The sequence below is a fragment of the Pseudomonas akapageensis genome (assembly GCF_011355085.1).
Taxonomy (GTDB): Bacteria; Pseudomonadota; Gammaproteobacteria; order Pseudomonadales; family Pseudomonadaceae; genus Aquipseudomonas; species Aquipseudomonas akapageensis.
The window spans coordinates 93,402-111,081 of sequence record NZ_VXCP01000004.1 but is presented as its reverse complement, the minus strand read 5'-3'; the positions used below and the strand labels follow the sequence as shown (position 1 = coordinate 111,081).

The following is a 17,680-nucleotide window of genomic DNA, read 5'->3' as shown; positions in this document are numbered from 1 at the left end:
GGTTGGGCGGGGTCAGCCTGGCCAGCCAGTTGATCGGTAGTGGGGCCGGCGTGGTCGTGGCGCTGGCGGGCGGTTTTGCCGTGTACGGCGTCATCAAGGCCATCGCCGGTATTCGCCTGACCCAGGAGCAGGAGTATTACGGCGCCGATCTCTCGATCCACAAGATTGGCGCCAACAGTCAGGATTGATGCGCCTCAGTGGCCCGCCAGCAAGCGGGCCTCGCAGGCTTCGATGGCCGCCATCGGCCCACTCAGCAATACCGCATCGCCTGCGTGCAGGCGGGTACTGGCGTCGGTCACCAGCTCCTCGCCCTGACGCTGGACCGCCTGCAGTTGCACGCCCATTTGTTCCAGGGCCAGTTCCTCGAGCGGGCGCCCGCAGGCATAGGCGTCGGCCCCGAGGTTGACGGCATGCATCAGCACCTTGGGCCGACCCTGGCTATCGAGCAGATTGCTTTGGGCACCATGATAGAAGCCCTGCAGGATGCGGTAGCGCGACTGCCGGACTTCTTCGACCCTGCTCTGCACATGATCCTGTGGCAAACCCAGCATCACCAGTGCATGGGAGGCGAGCACCAGGCTCGACTCCAGCAATTCCGGAACCACGGCGTTGGCACCGGCTGCCTTGAGCTCGGCAAGCATGCTGTCATCCCGGGTGCGCACCAGAATGGGCACGTCCTGGTTGATGCGGCGGGCTGCCTTGAGCACATTCAACGCAACGTCGGTCTTGTCCACGGCGATCACCAACAGCCTGGCGCGTTCCAGTCCGACAGCCGCCAGTAATTCGCCCCGGCGCGAATCGCCATAGTGAACGCAAGCCTCTGCCGCGGCAGCCTCCTTGACGCGTACCGGGTCGTCGTCCAGAGCCGCGAAGCGCTGTTGCTCGCGACGCAGGAAACGCCCGATGGATTGGCCGACCCGACCGTAGCCGCATATCACCACGTGTGCGTGCAACTCGGCATTGCGGGCGCTGATCTCTTCGAGCTGCATTTCCTGGTTCGGCTTGCGGTGCAAGCGCATCGCAATCGAGGGCGCTGCCCGCAACAGCAAAGGCGTCGCGACCATAGAGCAAAAGGTAGCGGCCAGCAGCTGACTACCCAGTTCGGCCGGCAGCAGCTGGTTTTGCTGCATCTGGGCCATCAAGGCAAAACAGAACTCGCCACCCTGGGCCAGTGCCAGGCCGCTGCGCCAGGCGGTCTCACTGTCGCTGCCGCGCAGCTTCACCAGCGCCATGACCACGCAGCCCTTGAGGAACATCAGCAACAGGGTAAGGCCCAGGATCATCAGGCCGTGACTGGCGAACAGTTGCAAGTCGATCAGCATGCCGATACTGACGAAGAACAGACCCAGCAGAATGTCGCGAAACGGCCGGATGTCGGCCTCGATCTGATGCCGGTAGTGGCTCTCGCCCAGCAACATGCCGGCCAGGAATGCACCCAGGGCAGGGGACAGGCCCAGCAGATGGGTGAGCCAGGCGGTCAGCAGCACGATCACCAGCGCCAGCAACACGAAGAGCTCGGCAGAGTGCGAGGTGGCGACTTCATGGAACAGTCGCGGCAACAACCAGCGGCTGGCCAGGAGCAGGCTGACAAACAGCACCGCGGTCTTGGCCAGGGTCAGCGGCAACGCCCAGTACCAGCTTTGGCCACCACCACCGGCGAACACAGGTACCAGGGTCAACAGCAGCACGGCGACGACATCCTGGAACAACAGCACGCCAATGGCGTTCTGGCCGTGGCTGCTGAAGAGTTCCCCAAGGCCGGTCAGCTCCTTGCTGACGATGGCTGTCGAGGAGAGCGCCAGCCCGGCGCCCAACAGCAATGCGGCATTGGACGGCATGCCCAGCGCCGCGAGCAAACCGGCCAACAGCGCCGAGGTGCAGACGACCTGCAGGCTGCCGAGGCCGAACACCACCCCACGCATCGCCAGCATCTTCGGTAGCGAAAACTCCAGCCCCAGGGAGAACAGCAAAAATACCACGCCCATTTCGGCGAGGTCGGGCAGCTCTTCGCTCTCGTTTATCCAGTCCAGTGCGGTGGGCCCGACCAACAGGCCAACGCACAGATACCCCAGCACCGGCGGCAGTTGCAGGCGACGAAACAGCGCGATGACGACCAGCGAGCATGACAGGATGATCAATAGATTGGCGAACAAGAGAAACTCCGCTGACAGGGCATGCCACTGAAAAGACCTCAAGCATCGGGCTTGGGGCCGTCATTGCCAATGACCTGAATCATAGTTTGCGATTCCGGCCGGCGAAGTATCGGCATGCACAAACTCGACGCTGCCCGGGGTTGGACCTAAAATATTGTTTCCTCGCAATTTTATCGGTGTTTGTTTATGGCTCCTGAATGTCAATTGTTCGGCACGCTTGGCTGCCATCTCTGCGAAGTGGCAGAGGCGGTGCTGATGCCCCTGGTTGAACACGGGCTGCAGGTTGAACTGGTTGATATTGCAAATGATGAGCGTTGGTACCAGGCCTACTCGCTGCGCATCCCGGTCCTGCGCCGCACCGATACTGGCGCCGAGCTGGGCTGGCCTTTCAGCGCCGACGACGTTGTCGCATTCCTGCGCTGAGCGTTTGCCCCGATCCTGACCCGTTGCGGTCATATGCAGATCCATATTTGAAAGTGCAGGCCATCGCTCTGTCATTGGAGAATGGTCGCGGGTCGGCTTTGCCATGACGAGCTGACCGGCCCATTCATTTCAACTGCGCCAAGGAGAGGCGAGCATGAACCTGACACCCTTTTTTACATTGGGAGAATTAACCGTTTCCGAAACGGCTTCGCGGCTGGGAATCGAAAACACGCCAGACCCCGAGGTGATGAAAAATCTGTACCGTCTGGCGACCTTTCTCGAGGACGTGCGGGCGCTGGCCGGGGGGCCGGTACTGGTAAGCAGTGGCTACCGTTCACCGGCGCTCAACAAGGTCATCGGCGGCTCTGCGCGCAGCGCGCACATGAGCGGCCTGGCAGCGGATTTCAACGTGCCCGGGTTTGCGCCTTACAAACTTGCTGCATTGATTGCCGCATCGCAGCTTGCGTTCGATCAACTGATTCTCGAGTTCGATGCCTGGGTGCACCTCGGCCTGGCACTCGACAAGCCGCGCCGTCAAGTCCTGACCATTCGCAAGGGCACAGGGTATCAATCCGGCCTGGTCATGTTGGCGAATGGGGAAGGGGAAGCGTTCTGATCCGTGCCCGGGCGTCATCTGATCGTTGACTGAGAAAAGTCCTGTCCTTATGCTGTATATAGATACAGTATTTTTAGTGGGTGCTTCAGGGCGCCAGTGAGGGGGCAGGTCAGTGGTCAATGTCGATCAATTGAAATACAGCGTCAATCGCATGTCCACGGAAGTCATTCAGGAGGCCGTTCTGGAATTGCGCCTTGACGGTCTGGTAACGGAAGGAAAGACACCTTTCAACAAACTCCATTTCAACACGTGCTTCGCCGAAATCGAGGCATTGTTCCAGCGGGCGGGCTACCACCGTCCGCTGGACGTCGTCGGGTACCAGGGTCTGCTGTACGCGCTCTATGACCCGAGCCGCTGGGAGGCGGTGCAGGTATTGCGCTGGCTCAAGGAATTCACAGAAGCGGCAGCTGCCCAGGCTGGGCTGGGCGCCTTCGATGCGTGATAATGGTTCGATTACCTGTCTTTAGAGTGTTTCCATGTCCAGCGTGCCTTTCGATCCGGCCCGGCATCAAGCCAGTACCGTCTGCTTGCCAGCGGGCCCCTGGACAACGGTCCTCGATTGCCTGTGCGAGCATTTCAAGGCTATCAGTCGCGAGCAGTGGCTTGACCGGATCGCCCGCGGCCGCGTGCTCGATGCCCAGGGCGCACCCATAAGCGTCGAATTGGCATACAAGCAAGGCTTGCGCATTCATTACTTTCGCGAAGTGCCGAACGAGAAGCCGATCCCTGTACAGGAAAATATCCTGCACATGGACGAGCATTTGGTAGTGGCGGACAAACCGCATTTTCTACCGGTGACGCCTACCGGTGAATACGTCGAGCAGACATTGCTGCGGCGCCTGATCCGGCGCCTCGACAATCCTCACCTGGTACCCCTGCACCGCATCGACCGGCACACTGCAGGGTTGGTGCTGTTCTCGGCCAATCCCGGAAGCCGCGGGGCGTACCAGTCATTGTTTCCCAATCGCCAGATCGAAAAGCGTTATGAGGCCATCGCCCGCGCCCTGCCAGATCTGGATTTTCCCCTGGTGCACAAAAGCCGCATGGTCAATGGCCAGCCCTTCTTCCGCATGCAGGAGGTGCCTGGCATCAGCAACAGTGAAACCCTGGCCGATGTCGTGCAGAAGCAGGGTGAGTGGTGGCGCTATGCGCTGTTCCCGGTCACCGGCAAGACCCATCAGTTGCGGGTGCACATGACCGCGCTGGGTGCGAGCATCTGTAACGATCCTTTTTATCCTGAGGTCAGCCAGGCCGAGGATGACTACAGCAAGCCGTTGAAGCTGCTGGCGCAAAGCCTGCGTTTCAAGGATCCGCTGACGGGACAGGAGCGCTTTTTCGAAACTCGGCTGGCGCTGGATTGGTAGCCACACGCCAAATCAATAGTCGCTGCGCTTGCGAAATGCCCAGCGCCCGGCCAGCGCAGTAAAGCTCGCTACCAGTGCCACCAGTACCCAAAAGCCTTCCGGGTCATCTGCCAGGGGGATGCCGCCGACATTCATGCCAAAGAAGCCGGCGATGATGTTGATTGGCAAGGCCAGAACCGTGACCACGGTCAGGGTGAACAGGGTGCGGTTGCTCTGCTCATTGAGCTTGGCGGCAATCTCTTCCTGCAATAGTTTGATTCGCTCACCCAGGGCAGTCAGGTCGCTGATGACCAGGGCAAACTCTTCGGTGGATTGGCGCAGCTCCTGTACATCCTCTTCCTGCAGCCAGTGCGGCGGGCGGTTCAACAACCGTGACAATGAGCCGGGTTCCAATGCCAGCAGGCGCTGTAGGCGAACCAGTACCCGGCGCATGCTGCCAAGCTCTGCACGATTGTTGCTCAGGCGCAGAGACAGCAACTGATCTTCGATCTGATCGACGCTGAAGCTGGTCTTGCGCACGATTTGCGTCAGCACTTCCCCCTGGTCCCGAAACAAGTGAACCAGCAGTTCCAGCGGGGATCGGAACCGTTCCCCGGTCTTGACCGAGGAGCGCAATTTGTCCACTGAGTGCAGCGGTTGCAGGCGTGCGCTGACCAGCAAGCGACTGCGTGCGCAAACCCACAGTGAGGAAACGTCGGAAGAGGTCATGCCGAAGTTGAAGACCACGTCGTTGACGACTGCCAGCAGCGCCGAATCCACATGCTCGATGCGGGTGGAGCGAGAGCCTTCGTGCAGCGCTTCGTAGAAGTCCTCCGGCAATTCCAGGTGCGCGCGCATCCAGCGTTCGCAGGCGGCGTGGGCCAGGTTCAGATGCAGCCAGATAAAAGTGTCGTCCGCAGGTGCCTGCAGATGATGCATGACGGTCGTCGAATCGACTTCACATCCCGCTTCACCAGGCCGGAAACGGTAGCCATACAGCAGGCCGAAAAGATCGGAGTCCTGATGGTGCCTGATGATGCTCGAGTTCATGCGGGCTCGCTGGGGGACAATCGGAAATACCTTGTTATCGCATCATGGCAAGCGATCTTGACGGTTTTGTGAAAGTCGTTCGCAGCGGGGGAAATCCGCCATTTTCTCGCGTAATCACTTGATATTTGGCGGGTTTCCGCCAATGGCCACTGCGATCCCACCTGCCGAGGCCCCTTGGCAAAGGCGTCTCACAGTTTGGCGTGAATGCGGCACGCGCCTTGCAATTAGCTGTCCGGAATTACACATCAATTGGACCGAGTTATGAGAAGAATCCTGCTGACGCTCCTGTGCTTGAGCGTCATTGGTTGCTCCAAGCACAGCGAGCCCGAGAAGACCGTGGACGCACTGCTGATCGGCGGCGGTATCATGAGCGCGAGCCTGGGCACCTACCTCAATGAGCTGGAGCCGGGCTGGTCGATCGATATCTACGAGCGCCTGGACAAGGTCGCCGAGGAAAGCTCCAACGCCTGGAACAACGCAGGTACCGGTCATTCGGCCTTCTGTGAGCTCAACTACACCCCCGAAACAGCCGATGGCGGCATCGACATCAGCAAGGCGGTGGCGATCAACGAGAATTTCGAGATATCCAAGCAGTTCTGGGCCTACCAGGTCGAGCGGAATGTGCTGAGCAATCCCAGGTCCTTCATCAACAACGTGCCGCACATGAGTTTCGTGTGGGGTGACGAGAATGTCGCCTTCCTCAAGAAACGCCATGCAGCCCTGCAGCACAGTTCGCTGTTCCGTGGCATGGAGTATTCCGAAGACCATGAGCAGATCCAGAAATGGGTGCCCCTGGTGATGGAAGGGCGTCCAGCCGATCAAAAGGTCGCGGCAACCCGCATGCCTATCGGCACCGACGTCAACTTCGGTGAAATCACTCGCCAGCTCGTGGCCTCGCTGACTCGCCACGACAACGTCAAACTGCATGTGCGGCATGAAGTGCGCGATATCGTGCGCAATGCCGACAATACCTGGACCGTGGTGGTCGCCGACCTCGCCAACCAGGGCGAAGAAACCCGCGTCAAGGCCCGGTTCGTTTTCATCGGTGCCGGTGGCGGTGCGCTCAAGCTGCTGCAGAAATCAGGTATTCCTGAAGCTGACGGATATGCAGGTTTCCCTGTGGGCGGCCAGTTCCTCGTCACCCGCAATCCGCAGATCGTCGCCCGGCACAAGGCCAAGCTGTACGGCAAGGCGTCGGTGGGTGCACCGCCGATGTCGGTACCGCACCTCGATACCCGAATGATAGACGGCCAGGAAGTGCTGCTGTTCGGCCCGTTTGCGACGTTCTCGACCAAATTCCTCAAGAACGGCTCGATGCTGGATATGTTCAGTGCATTGACCACCCACAACATCATGCCGATGACCCACGCCGGCCTCGACAACCTATCGTTGAGCACCTATCTGATGGGCCAGTTGATGCTGAGCCAGGAAGACCGCATGAGCGCGCTGCGTGAGTACTTCCCGGATGCCCGCTCCGAAGACTGGGCACTGCTGCAGGCCGGTCAGCGTGTCCAGGTCATCAAGAAAGATGCCGAGCACGGCGGTGTGTTGCAGTTTGGCACTGAAGTTGTCGCGTCCAAGGATGGCACCATCGCCGCCTTGCTGGGGGCGTCGCCAGGTGCATCGACTGCCGCACCGATCATGCTGACTGTACTGGAGCGAACCTTCCAGGACCGCATCAAGACCCCGGAATGGCAAGCCAAACTGAAAGAGATCGTTCCGTCCTACGGCCAGAAACTCAACAACAACCTTGAACTGACCAACCGGATCCGTGAATGGAGCAGCGAGCGTCTGCAGCTGAACTTCGTTCATGTGGACCCTGAAGTCGTACAAGCTCCGGTTGCCGAAGCAGCGCTCTAAAACCTTCCCCCCTCGTTCCCACGCTCTGCGTGGGAATGCCGCCGCTGACGCTCAGCGTCTTGCCGCAGAGCGTGTGAACGAGAGAAAGACGCAACAAAAAGCCCGCATGAAGATGCGGGCTTTTTGTTGTGCAGGAATTACTTGTGCTTGTGGTGGTGCCGGCTGTCATCGGCCAGGTCGTTACCCAGCGCACCGCCTGCTGCACCGCCAAGGCCTGCACCGATGGCCGAACCGGTGCTGCCGCCCAGCTTGCCGCCGATCAGGGAACCGCCTGCCGAGCCCAGGCCGCCACCAATCGCTGCCTTGGTCTTGTTGCCTTTTTTCGCGGCAACCGCGCTACCCGCTGCGCCGCCAACGCCGGCACCGATCGCGGCACCTGCGCTGCCACCGATGACTTGCTGACCGATCACGTTGCCCAGGGCACCGCCCAGGCCACCGCCGATTGCAGTGGTGCCATTACCGGCCATTGCGCCCTGGGTAAAGAGAATGCCAAGTGCCAGGGTGGCGAGAGTTTTACGCATGTTGCTGAACCTCAAGGGGAAAAAAAGACCGCGCATTGTGATGGCGGATGGTAAGTCGGGCAAACATAAACGGATGGTCGATATCACGACCCGTGGCTGCCGAGGGTGATATAGCCGAACTGGCGAATCAGACAGTGGACTCGGTGGCGAGTTCCGAGACAAATGCGCAGACACAAAAAAGCCCGCGCAAGGCGGGCTTTCCGGTGAATCATCGCGGCTTCAGGCCACGTTGAAACAGATAAGTGGTCGGAGAGACAGGATTCGAACCTGCGACCTTCTCGTCCCGAACGAGACGCGCTACCTGCCTGCGCTACACTCCGACATGATGAAAATATTACTCAAAAAATCAGCGTAGACAAGATCCTCGATCGACCAGGGCCGCAACTTCAGACTGCGGCCTTGCCGGCCGGTTTTTTACAGCTCTTTCACCGTGCGGACTTGATCCTTGTTGATGCGCGCCTGTTTGCCATCCAGTTGTTCGAACTCATAGAAGCCTGATTTTTCATCGTACCTGGGTGAGTCGACTGCCTGGATTTCACGTCCGTCATTCAGGGTTATCACAGTAGGCGAAGCGCAACCGGCGAGGGTAACAAGGCCCAGTGCAAGCATGAACGCGGGAAGGGTCCGTTGATTCATTTATCTGTCTCCGATAGGAAGAGTGCCGTTGGTACAATCTTGAGACGTACCCCCTGTCCTCAAGTTCCTTTTTTGCCGCCCCGACATCAAGAATAGCGGCCAAATTCCGGTTGTGTGGAAAGACTGGAAGCGCGATGTGGCACGTCTGGGCCGTCGTGTGCAGACTCTGCGCGGGAGGCAGGCGCTAGCCACCCCGAGGCTGTGATATAACACCGTTCATTCCCTCATTCATCGGACAAGGCCCCATGAAAGCCAAGGCTGAAGTACCTTTTGTGCCGCTCAATATTGCCGTTTTGACCGTCAGCGATACTCGCACGCTGGAGACCGATACATCGGGTCAACTGTTCGTCGACCGCTTGACCGCCGCGGGTCATAACCTGGCCGCGCGGGTATTGCTCAAGGATGATCTGTACAAGATCCGTGCGCAGGTCGCCAACTGGATTGCTGACGATGTGGTGCAGGTTGTGCTGATCACTGGCGGCACCGGTTTCACCGGTCGCGACAGCACACCGGAAGCGGTGGCCTGCCTGCTCGACAAACAGGTCGAAGGCTTCGGTGAATTGTTCCGGCAGATATCGGTGGCCGACATCGGCACTTCTACCGTGCAATCGCGAGCGCTGGCCGGCCTTGCCAACGGCACGCTGGTGTGTTGCCTGCCGGGCTCGACCAACGCCTGCCGCACCGGCTGGGACGGCATTCTTGCCGAGCAGCTGGATGTGCGGCATCGCCCGTGTAATTTCGTCGTCCATCTCAAGCAGGTTGCGCCCTGCGAAAGTCGTGGCTGAGTTGGGCGCGGCGCGCCCGCTGATGCCGGTCGAGGAAGCACTGGCGCGTTTGCTGGCGCTGGCCGAGGCATCCCCGATCCTTGAACAGGAATTCGTGAAGCTGGCCGATGCCGACGGTCGGGTACTGGCGGGTGCGCTGACATCGACGCTCGATCTGCCGCCATGGCCCAACAGTGCCATGGATGGCTATGCCCTGCGGCTTGCGGACTGGACCGGTGAGCCGCTGGTCGTCAGCCAGCGGATTTTCGCGGGCCAGGCCCCCGAACCGCTGCAGCCCGGGACCTGCGCAAGAATCTTCACAGGCGCACCGCTGCCTGCCGGGGCCGATTGCGTCGAAATGCAGGAAAATGCCGAAGTCATGTCTGATCAGCGCGTGCGTTTTTGCGAAACCATGCGAGTCGGTCAGAACATCCGTCCACAGGGCCAGGAAACCCGCATCGGCGAGCAGGTACTGGCAGCCGGCACGCGGCTGGGCCCGATCGAACTGGGCCTGGCGGCATCGCTTGGCTGTGGACAACTTGCGGTCGTGCGCAGGCCGCGTATAGCGGTGCTGTCTACCGGCGATGAGTTGGTCGAACCGGGGCTGACACTCGGCCCCGGGCAGATCTACAACAGCAATCGTCGGGTTCTATGCAGCTGGTTGCTGCGCCTGGGGTGTGAGGTGGTCGATGCCGGGATCCTCCCGGATGATCTGCCAAGGACGCGGCAACGGTTGGGCGAGTTCAAGGACGTAGACCTGATCCTGTCCACCGGTGGCGTATCGGTCGGCGAAGCGGACTTCCTCGGTATCGCCCTGCGCGAGGAGGGCGAGCTGGCGCTCTGGAAACTGGCCATCAAGCCCGGAAAGCCGTTGACGTTCGGGCATTATCGCGGCGTTCCAGTCATCGGTCTGCCAGGCAACCCGGCGTCGACCCTGGTGACCTTCGCCTTGCTGACACGCCCTTACTTGCTGCGGCGCCTGGGTGTCGCCGCAGTGGCACCGATGCAAATCGCGGTACCAGCGGGGTTCAGTTGGACCAAACCTGGCAATCGTCGTGAATACTTGCGCGGTCGCATCGAGCAGGGGCGAGCCGTGATCTATCCCAACCAGAGTTCCGGTGTGTTGCGCAGCGCCGCCTGGGCCGAAGGCCTGGTCGAAGTGCTCGAAGGACGAACCCTGGCAGAAGGGGAGTCGGTGAACTTCATCCCCTTCAGCGAGTTACTCGGCTGATCCCTCATAGGCATCCGAGGAGTCTGACGAGTCTGTTGCAGAAGCGTTGCGCGTATTGTTCAGCAACCGCGCGTAAACGCTCTCCAACTGATTGGCGGCCACGCTCCAGTCATGTTCACGGCGTACGAAGTCGCGGGCCGCGTCCGAGAGCTGCTTGAGGCGCAATGGCTGGGCAAGCGCTTGCGTAATGTACAGGGCCAGGTCTGCCGCGTCGTCACTGCCCAGATAGTGTATGCCGTTCTCGACATCCAGCCCGGAAACGCCCTGGCTGGTGGTCACCACGGGTAGCCCGGCGGCCATCGCTTCGAGCACTTTGAGCCGCGAGCCGCCGCCATGGCGCAGGGGGGCGAAAAAGATCGCCGAGTGACCTTGCAGGTCGCGCAGGTCAGGGCAAAAGCTCTGCCATTCGATCCGTGGATCGCTCCAGCGCAACTTCCAGCCCGGTGGCAAGGCGTGGCCACAAATCGCAAAGCGAACCGCCGGGTTGCTCATCCAGACATGCGGCAGGATCTCTTCCAGTGCCCACTCGATGGCATCGAGATTCGGGCCGTATTCGAAGTTGCCGACAAACAGCAACCGCTGGCTGCGCAAGGCCGGGCAGATCTCCTGGTAATGGGCGCAGTCGACGCCATTGACCACGACATGAGTGTGGCGATCGGTAATTTCGCTGAAGAACTCGGCATCGCGCCGAGTCACTGCCACGACTTCACTGGCCTGGGCGAAGACCCGTGCCTCCCAGTGTCGGTAGCGCCAGCGATCGAAGGTCGTGAAGGGGGTGAGCCAGAACGGCAGTCGCTCGGCGCTGATGCCCTTGGCCGACTCGATATTGTGTTCTATCAAAAGGAAGGGGCGCCTGGACGCTTGCAGTGCACGTTCAAAGGGCTGAAAACTGTAGCTGTGTTCGATTTGAATGACGTCCCAGTCTTCTTCCAGCAAACGCTCGAATGCATGGCGCAAGCACGGCGCCAGGCCGTTGATGCTCGCCAGTGTCGGATATGTCGGGTTGAGCAGTGCCAACAGGGTCAGCGGGCTTTTGAGGGGGCGTCTGCGCACGACAATCAGGCGTTCGAGCCAGGGCTCAAGCGCCTGTCGGGCCGCTTCGGTCAAGGGGCATCGTGAATGCACCAGCAGGGTAATCTGGTGGCCTCGTCGGGACATGCTGCGCAGTAAATGAAATTGTCGGGTTCTCGCGCCACTGGTGGTCGGCCAGGGCAGGTAGGGCAGTGTCCACAGTATTCGCATGACGGAGATCCCTATACACCAGGCAGTGAGGGCTTACAGGATTGGAGTGAAAAACCCTTGACTTGTTCCGTCCTCCACGCTGGAAAACACGAAAAAAATGGCGAATTGCCTGTAGCCGTTCACTGGCAGTTTCTGACGATCAAGGGCGCTTCGCAGTGGAGGATTTCGGAGCGCGCCCATAGATGTCAGTAAAGCGTACGATGTCGTCCTCGCCCAGGTATTCGCCGCTCTGGACTTCGATCATGATCAGGTCGATGACGCCGGGATTGCTCAGGCGGTGCGCTCTGCCAGGCTTGATAAAGGTCGACTCGTTGGCGTTGAGCAGAAAGGTTTCATCGCCATTGGTGACCCTGGCCATGCCACTGACTACAATCCAGTGTTCGCTGCGGTGGTGGTGCATCTGCAGCGACAGCGAAGCGTTGGGCCGAACGGTGATGCGCTTGATCTTGAAGTGCAGACCTTCTTCCAGCACGGTATAGGTGCCCCATGGGCGGGAAACGGTCCGATGCGAACGATAGGCATCATGGCCCTGGAGCTTGAGTTGCCCGGCAATCAGGCGCACTTCCTGGCTGCGCTTGGCGTCGGCGATCAGCAGTGCATCGGGCGTGTCGACGATGATCAGGTCGTCCAGGCCAATGCCTGCGACAAGGCGGGTCGAGTCGATGTAACAATTATTCACGTCATGCAATACGGTCTCGCCGGTGCAACGATTGCCCTGGCTGTCGGCCGGACACAATTGTCGTACCGCCTGCCACGAACCAATGTCGCTCCAGCCAAGTTCGCAGGGAACCACTGCGACCTGCTCGGAATGTTCCATGATCGCGTAATCGATGGAAATGTCCGGCACCAGGGCAAAGTGTTCAGGGTCCAGTTCCAGTTGCAACTCCTGGTCACCGGATTTGCACCGGCTCCGTTCCAGGCAGCTGTCGACAGCGCCGAGTACCTGTGGCGCATGGATTTGAAATTGCTGCACAAGACTGTCCACACGCATGCAGAAAATGCCGGCGTTCCACAGGTGCAGGCCGCCATCGACCCAGGCCTGCGCAGTCGCTGAATCGGGCTTTTCGACGAAGCGCGCGACCCGGTGGCCGCCGTTCACCAGTGCCGGGCCTTTTTCGATGTAGCCGAAAGCGGTTTCGGGGTGGCTGGGCACCAGCCCGAAGGTCACCAGCCAGCCTTGTTCGGCCAACTTCCGCGCACGGGCGACGGCCTGGGCAAAGGCGTCCAGGTCCTGGATCAGGTGATCGGCCGGCAACACCAGCAGTTGCGCATCCTCGCCGTACTTCTGCGCCACATGCAGCGCCGCTGCGGCAATCGCCGGTGCGGTATTGCGCCCGAAGGGCTCGAGGATGAAGTCCAGGGCGACGCCGGCCTGGTTGAGCGGGCGATAGTCATCCAGGGTGCGGAAGCACATCTCGCGGTTGGTTACCGTCAGGATCCGCTGCACGTCTTCGAGTCCGCAGGCGCGGACAAAGGTTTTCTGCAACAGGCTTTCGCCATCGGGCAAGCGCATGAAGGGTTTGGGCATGGCTTCGCGCGAGACTGGCCAGAGCCGGGTGCCGGCGCCGCCGGCGATGATGCAGGGGATGAGGGTGCTCATAGGGGCGCAGCCTGTTTCTCGTTCCCACGCTCTGCGTGGGAATGCCGTGTCAGACGCTCCAGCGTCGATGTGGACAAACGCGACGCCGAGCGTCGCAGGATGCATTCCCACACGGAGCGTGGGAACGAGGGTATAACTTCAACCAGGCTTGTAGCGCACCCGGTTGGCTCAATCGTCGAGACTGATGATGCGCTCCCTGACCGCGAAAAGCACCAGGCCCGCGACATCGTAAATCTGCAGCCGCTTCATGATTTGCGAACGGTGGGTTTCCACGGTCTTGATGCTCAGGCCCAGGCCGTTGGCGATCTCCCGGGTCGACTTGCCCCGCACGATCAGGCGCATGATTTCCAGTTGGCGCGCAGTCAGGTTGTGGTTGTCTGCAGGCTCCGGCTTGCTTGCCTGTGCGCGAACCAGCGCTTGATTGATAACCGTATGGGCAATGGCCGGGCTGAGATAACGTTCGTTGTTGCGCAAGGCACTGAGGGCTTGTTCGAGCTCGGTGGCGGTGGTGTCCTTGAGCAGGTAGCCGTGGGCACCCAGCTCGAGTGCCTGCATGATCAGTTCCGGATCGGTGTGCATCGACAGGATCAACACCTTGCTCTGCGGGCGGGCAGTCTGCAAGCGTTGCAGCGCTTCAATACCGCCGGTAGTGCGCATGGAGATGTCCAGCAAGATGATGTCAGGCTCGATTTGCTGCACCAGTTCGAGCAGCTGCGCCCCATCGCTGGCTTCACCAATGACGGCATAGCCTGGAATGTCGGCGACCAGGGCTCGCACGCCGGCCCGGATCAATGAGTGATCATCCACCAGAAGTAAATTGCAGATCATAGGTCTTTACTGATGTTGGCTCGTTCCAGGGAGCGAGGTGCCCAGGGGAAAAGTGCTTCGATTTGCGTGCCCTTTCCGGGCAGGCTTTTGACTGACAATTTGCCGCCCAGCAAGGCTGCGCGTTCGAGCATCCCGGCCATGCCGCGCTGCCCTTCGCGACCTGGGTGAGTGGCCGGGGCGAAGCCCAGGCCATCGTCCGAGATAAACAGGGAGAGGCCGGCCTGCTGGCGCTGCAAGCGCACCAGCAGATTTTTCGCCTGGGCGTGGCGCAGCATATTGGTGACGGCTTCCTGAGTGATGCGAAAGGCCGCAACCGCCATTTCTTCGGGGATGCCGGCCAGGCGCTGCTGGCACTCGAGGCTCCAGTGAACGGACGATTTGTCCAGCGTGCGCAACAGGTGGGCGCGCAAACTCGCTTCAAGACCCAGGCTGGTCAGCTGGCGCGGATTGAGCACCGCGGAGACGTCGCGGACGTTGGTCAGGGTTTCATCGAGTGTGGTTCGCAGATTCGTGCAGTGCTCCTGAAGCTCCGCGGGTACGCGACGTTGTATCCAGTCGGCCTGGAGTTTGGCGGCAGTCAACAATTGGCCGATGTCGTCGTGCAGTTCGCGGCTCAGGCGATGGCGTTCGTTCTCCTGGACTTGCAGCAGGCGATCGGCAAGTTCCTGGGGCAGCAGTTCAATCGAGCTTCTCGACTGACAGTAATGCCAGCCGACACCGAGCATCGTTGTCAGATTCAAGATAAGCAGGCTGAAAGGCATGGCTGACGCGTTGAAAAAAAGCGTCAGATTGCCCAGTGTCGCGCCGATGCAGAGCGCCATGAGCAGCCAGCGCATACGGGATCTGCCAAAGGGGAGCAGCTTGGGCATCTTGAAACCGGCATACATAGTGAGCGGAGCCAATGAATATTCGCTTTTGAAAACCTTAGAGGCATCTGTAAGGCGGTGTGGGTAAGGGTATTGTTTCGGTAGTGCCGTTAACAACACTATTCAAGTTGTCAGGTGTCCACTGCTTTAATAAAGCTCGGACTAACGCCTGTTAGCGACACGCAGCTTCCTGAGCGTCATCCACGGCAGCGCATCCGGCAAAAGGTCGAATATGGTATCACTTCGAAAACAATTGGTCGCGTGGCTTAATAAATGTCGACTCGGTCAGTTTTTTTTGCTGGGACGATTGTTCCAGTTTACTCGGCCGTTAACCGTTCGCCATCAATGGTTTTGCAATCGAACTTTCTGGAGGGATAGAGCCAGGGACAAAATCAGCCAGCAATCTGGATAACTTCCAGCGACTTTTTAAGTTGTAGCTTAATGGCGGGGGTCTATTGCAGGAATTGGCCAGCAGGGACGGAGGCTTAGTTGTCCGAAATGCATTGTTTTTTGGCGTAAGTGTAGGGGTTGTACAAAAGAGTACGGGTTGTCCAACAATTACGCGGCCCGATGTCAGGCTCCAGTGCTTGTATGAGCGAAAGTTTTGCGAGCAGCGCCTGTCAGTCGCAGATCATCGACCCCCAGGGCGCAGGCCAGTTCGCCGATCAGGTCGACCTGTTCGCTTTCATCCAGACCCAGTTGGCCGGTACGGGGGTCGATCAGTTCCAGTTGCCAGGCCAGCAAAGTCAGGCAATTGTTCAGCGCCTTGAGGCCATCGCCCTGCAAGCGGCCGTACGGCTCGGCCAGGTTGACGAGAAAATTGATTTGTTGGCAGAACCCGGCGATGGCATTCAGCGAGCAGGCTTGAGCCCGCTTGGCCAGTGTGTTGAGAGTGACGACCATGCACTCGCTTGCATCGCGGTCGTTATCGATCAACTCCAGATGCTGCAGGCATTCCTGAGATTGGCTCAGCATGATTTGTGCGTCGATCATGAACTCATGAAGGGGAGGCGCAAGCGGTTTGTCATTCAGCATGCTGGAGCTCCAGAGCATTGTGCGACCCGGGGGTGTGGTCGCTACCAGTCAGCATTAAGTTATCGCTGCTCATTAGCTCATGTCTGTAGGCTGATTCTGATTGCTCTGATCGGGCAAAAAAAAACGCTGTCGCATTGATGTTGTGGGGACGTCGGGTTGCGATCGAGCGCGCGCAATTGCGCTCATTCCCTGGATGAAAAGTGCTGGCACAGAACGTCGTAGTGCGGTTCGGCCACAATCCTGCGATCGCAAACAAAAGCCTGACTCCATTCATGCATTGAGAATGGCGTCACATTAATGGCTATTGGATATTGCGAATATCAGGTCGGGCCCGGTTGCCGCTAGGGGTTTCCCTGATCAATATCTGGATCCAATATTGGTCGGGAGCCTGGCAATGAGTTGGAAGAGGAGTGCAGTAGAGCATGATGCTAATTTGACATCAAATGAATTGAAAGCATTTATTCATGGGGGTCAAGCTCCCGAATGTGCAGCCGATAACGGGTTTACGTACTTCATTCTGAACTCAGGCCCGGGAGTCTTCATGGCTGGCATTCTCGACACGGTAGATCAAAGAACGCAGCTGGTGGGTGAGAATCGACTGGAGATCCTGATGTTCCGCCTGGCGGGGCGTCAGCTCTTTGCGATCAACGTCTTCAAGGTGCAGGAAGTCCTGCAGATGCCCAAGCTCACGCTGATGCCGCAGCGTCATGCCTTTGTTTGCGGCGTGGTCAACTTGCGCGGGCAGACACTGCCGGTGATCGACCTGTCTCAGGCGATCGGCATGCGCCCGCTGGAGCCCGGGCCTGGCAGCACCATTATCGTGACTGAATACAACCGTTCGGTGCAGGCATTCCTGGTGGGTGGGGTCGACCGTATCGTCAACATGAACTGGGAATCGATCATGCCACCCCCGGCGAGCGCCGGTCGTCAGCACTACCTGACCGCGATCAGCAAGGTCGACGAGCAGTTGGTCGAGATCATCGATGTGGAAAAGGTGCTCGCCGAAATCGTGCCTTACAGCGCCAAGGTGTCCAGGGACAAGCTCGACGATCCGATCCTGTCGCGCGCCCGGGGGCGTGAGGTACTGTTGGTCGATGATTCGACGGTAGCCCTGGCTCAATTGCGCGAGACCTTGTCCCAGCTCGGGGTGAAGATGCACGTTGCCAGTGATGGTCTCAAGGCGCTGCGCATGCTCAAGGGCTGGGCCGATGCCGGCGAGGACCTTGACGAGAAGCTGCTCATGGTTTTCACGGATGCCGAGATGCCCGAGATGGATGGCTATCGCCTGACCACCGAGATCCGCAATGACCCGCGTCTGCGTGGGCTTTACGTGGTATTGCACACGTCGTTGTCGGGTAGCTTCAACGACTCGATGGTGAAAAAAGTCGGCTGCGATGATTTCTTGTCCAAGTTCCAGCCCGACAAACTGGTCGAAGTCGTGCGCCAGCGCCTGATGCGTGATGAGGTAATGGCTTAAGAGACTCCTGGTTAAAAAGGCAGGTTCCCGGCACT

The 17,680-nt window shown here is 59.5% G+C and carries 17 protein-coding genes, 1 tRNA gene and 1 pseudogene; 9 read left to right on the top strand and 10 right to left on the bottom strand.

What is annotated here, in order from left to right; genetic code table 11:
* Window positions 1–188, top strand: a pseudogene (locus tag F2S13_RS05020) (ammonium transporter); the annotation flags it as partial.
* Window positions 189–194: 6 nt separating this feature from the next.
* Here the strand turns inward: F2S13_RS05020 and F2S13_RS05015 are convergent.
* The gene (locus F2S13_RS05015) at window positions 195–2,153 is read right to left on the bottom strand and encodes a monovalent cation:proton antiporter family protein (RefSeq protein ID WP_166359361.1); all 1,959 of its coding nucleotides are present in this window, start codon (window positions 2,151–2,153) and stop codon (window positions 195–197) included.
* 186 nt (window positions 2,154–2,339) lie between these two features.
* Between F2S13_RS05015 and F2S13_RS05010 the strand changes: the two genes are divergently transcribed.
* From F2S13_RS05010 to F2S13_RS04995, 4 genes are all read left to right on the top strand, one after another.
* Window positions 2,340–2,576: a glutaredoxin family protein gene (locus F2S13_RS05010; RefSeq protein WP_166359360.1), complete on the top strand. Its 237-nt coding sequence runs from the start codon at window positions 2,340–2,342 to the stop codon at window positions 2,574–2,576.
* Window positions 2,577–2,730: 154 nt separating this feature from the next.
* Window positions 2,731–3,192: a D-Ala-D-Ala carboxypeptidase family metallohydrolase gene (locus F2S13_RS05005; RefSeq protein ID WP_166359359.1), complete on the top strand. Its 462-nt coding sequence runs from the start codon at window positions 2,731–2,733 to the stop codon at window positions 3,190–3,192.
* A 112-nt stretch (window positions 3,193–3,304) separates the two neighbouring features.
* A complete protein-coding gene (locus tag F2S13_RS05000) occupies window positions 3,305–3,634 on the top strand; it encodes a transcriptional regulator (protein ID WP_166359358.1) in 330 nt (109 codons plus the stop codon).
* 34 nt (window positions 3,635–3,668) lie between these two features.
* Window positions 3,669–4,556 (top strand): pseudouridine synthase, encoded by an 888-nt coding sequence (locus F2S13_RS04995; protein ID WP_166359357.1) that lies wholly within the window; start codon window positions 3,669–3,671, stop codon window positions 4,554–4,556.
* 12 nt (window positions 4,557–4,568) lie between these two features.
* On the opposite strand, the gene F2S13_RS04990 is transcribed toward F2S13_RS04995, so the two are convergent.
* A complete protein-coding gene (locus F2S13_RS04990; protein ID WP_166359356.1) occupies window positions 4,569–5,585 on the bottom strand; it encodes a transporter in 1,017 nt (338 codons plus the stop codon).
* Between the two features lie 261 nt (window positions 5,586–5,846).
* Between F2S13_RS04990 and F2S13_RS04985 the strand changes: the two genes are divergently transcribed.
* Window positions 5,847–7,445, top strand: coding sequence for a malate:quinone oxidoreductase (locus tag F2S13_RS04985; RefSeq protein ID WP_166359355.1), 1,599 nt, complete (start codon window positions 5,847–5,849; stop codon window positions 7,443–7,445).
* A gap of 137 nt (window positions 7,446–7,582) precedes the next feature.
* Here the strand turns inward: F2S13_RS04985 and F2S13_RS04980 are convergent, their stop codons facing one another.
* The 3 genes from F2S13_RS04980 to F2S13_RS04970 form a co-directional block, all read right to left on the bottom strand.
* Entirely contained in the window at window positions 7,583–7,966 is a 384-nt protein-coding gene (locus F2S13_RS04980) for a glycine zipper domain-containing protein (RefSeq protein ID WP_166359354.1), read from the bottom strand.
* 243 nt (window positions 7,967–8,209) lie between these two features.
* Window positions 8,210–8,286 (bottom strand) — tRNA-Pro (locus F2S13_RS04975).
* Window positions 8,287–8,380: 94 nt separating this feature from the next.
* A complete protein-coding gene (locus tag F2S13_RS04970; RefSeq protein WP_166359353.1) occupies window positions 8,381–8,602 on the bottom strand; it encodes a YgdI/YgdR family lipoprotein in 222 nt (73 codons plus the stop codon).
* A gap of 245 nt (window positions 8,603–8,847) precedes the next feature.
* Between F2S13_RS04970 and moaB the strand changes: the two genes are divergently transcribed.
* Both moaB and F2S13_RS04960 read left to right on the top strand, forming a co-directional pair.
* Window positions 8,848–9,387 (top strand): molybdenum cofactor biosynthesis protein B, encoded by a 540-nt coding sequence (gene moaB / locus F2S13_RS04965; protein ID WP_166359352.1) that lies wholly within the window; start codon window positions 8,848–8,850, stop codon window positions 9,385–9,387.
* A gap of 22 nt (window positions 9,388–9,409) precedes the next feature.
* Window positions 9,410–10,597: a molybdopterin molybdotransferase MoeA gene (locus F2S13_RS04960; protein WP_166359371.1), complete on the top strand. Its 1,188-nt coding sequence runs from the start codon at window positions 9,410–9,412 to the stop codon at window positions 10,595–10,597.
* On the opposite strand, the gene F2S13_RS04955 is transcribed toward F2S13_RS04960, so the two are convergent.
* The 5 genes from F2S13_RS04955 to F2S13_RS04935 form a co-directional block, all read right to left on the bottom strand.
* Entirely contained in the window at window positions 10,586–11,839 is a 1,254-nt protein-coding gene (locus F2S13_RS04955; RefSeq protein WP_166359351.1) for a glycosyltransferase family 4 protein, read from the bottom strand. The two genes, F2S13_RS04960 and F2S13_RS04955, sit on opposite strands and share 12 nt — an antisense overlap.
* A gap of 139 nt (window positions 11,840–11,978) precedes the next feature.
* On the bottom strand, window positions 11,979–13,439 hold the full coding sequence (locus F2S13_RS04950; RefSeq protein WP_166359350.1) for a mannose-1-phosphate guanylyltransferase/mannose-6-phosphate isomerase: 1,461 nt from the start codon (window positions 13,437–13,439) through the stop codon (window positions 11,979–11,981).
* A gap of 168 nt (window positions 13,440–13,607) precedes the next feature.
* On the bottom strand, window positions 13,608–14,267 hold the full coding sequence (locus tag F2S13_RS04945; RefSeq protein WP_166359349.1) for a response regulator: 660 nt from the start codon (window positions 14,265–14,267) through the stop codon (window positions 13,608–13,610).
* Window positions 14,264–15,154 carry a sensor histidine kinase gene (locus F2S13_RS04940; RefSeq protein WP_166359370.1) on the bottom strand — a complete coding sequence of 297 codons (891 nt, stop codon included), beginning with the start codon at window positions 15,152–15,154 and terminating at the stop codon, window positions 14,264–14,266. The genes F2S13_RS04945 and F2S13_RS04940 overlap by 4 nt, the downstream gene beginning before the upstream one ends.
* Before the next feature lie 552 nt (window positions 15,155–15,706).
* Entirely contained in the window at window positions 15,707–16,168 is a 462-nt protein-coding gene (locus F2S13_RS04935; protein ID WP_178118983.1) for a histidine kinase, read from the bottom strand.
* 541 nt (window positions 16,169–16,709) lie between these two features.
* Here F2S13_RS04935 and F2S13_RS04930 point away from each other — a divergent pair.
* Window positions 16,710–17,645 carry a chemotaxis protein CheV gene (locus F2S13_RS04930; RefSeq protein ID WP_166359348.1) on the top strand — a complete coding sequence of 312 codons (936 nt, stop codon included), beginning with the start codon at window positions 16,710–16,712 and terminating at the stop codon, window positions 17,643–17,645.
* Window positions 17,646–17,680: the final 35 nt, after the last annotated feature.

Excerpts from the sequence above, each read along its gene's own strand:
- F2S13_RS05010 (WP_166359360.1), top strand. The coding sequence starts at position 2,340 with ATGGCTCCTGAATGTCAATTGTTCGGCACGCTTGGCTGCCATCTCTGC.
- F2S13_RS05005 (WP_166359359.1), top strand. The coding sequence starts at position 2,731 with ATGAACCTGACACCCTTTTTTACATTGGGAGAATTAACCGTTTCCGAA.
- F2S13_RS04995 (WP_166359357.1), top strand. The coding sequence starts at position 3,669 with ATGTCCAGCGTGCCTTTCGATCCGGCCCGGCATCAAGCCAGTACCGTC.
- F2S13_RS04990 (WP_166359356.1), bottom strand. The coding sequence starts at position 5,585 with ATGAACTCGAGCATCATCAGGCACCATCAGGACTCCGATCTTTTCGGC.
- F2S13_RS04985 (WP_166359355.1), top strand. The coding sequence starts at position 5,847 with ATGAGAAGAATCCTGCTGACGCTCCTGTGCTTGAGCGTCATTGGTTGC.
- F2S13_RS04980 (WP_166359354.1), bottom strand. The coding sequence starts at position 7,966 with ATGCGTAAAACTCTCGCCACCCTGGCACTTGGCATTCTCTTTACCCAG.
- F2S13_RS04970 (WP_166359353.1), bottom strand. The coding sequence starts at position 8,602 with ATGAATCAACGGACCCTTCCCGCGTTCATGCTTGCACTGGGCCTTGTT.
- moaB (WP_166359352.1), top strand. The coding sequence starts at position 8,848 with ATGAAAGCCAAGGCTGAAGTACCTTTTGTGCCGCTCAATATTGCCGTT.
- F2S13_RS04960 (WP_166359371.1), top strand. The coding sequence starts at position 9,410 with ATGCCGGTCGAGGAAGCACTGGCGCGTTTGCTGGCGCTGGCCGAGGCA.
- F2S13_RS04955 (WP_166359351.1), bottom strand. The coding sequence starts at position 11,839 with ATGCGAATACTGTGGACACTGCCCTACCTGCCCTGGCCGACCACCAGT.
- F2S13_RS04950 (WP_166359350.1), bottom strand. The coding sequence starts at position 13,439 with ATGAGCACCCTCATCCCCTGCATCATCGCCGGCGGCGCCGGCACCCGG.
- F2S13_RS04945 (WP_166359349.1), bottom strand. The coding sequence starts at position 14,267 with ATGATCTGCAATTTACTTCTGGTGGATGATCACTCATTGATCCGGGCC.
- F2S13_RS04940 (WP_166359370.1), bottom strand. The coding sequence starts at position 15,154 with ATGTATGCCGGTTTCAAGATGCCCAAGCTGCTCCCCTTTGGCAGATCC.
- F2S13_RS04935 (WP_178118983.1), bottom strand. The coding sequence starts at position 16,168 with ATGCTGAATGACAAACCGCTTGCGCCTCCCCTTCATGAGTTCATGATC.
- F2S13_RS04930 (WP_166359348.1), top strand. The coding sequence starts at position 16,710 with ATGGCTGGCATTCTCGACACGGTAGATCAAAGAACGCAGCTGGTGGGT.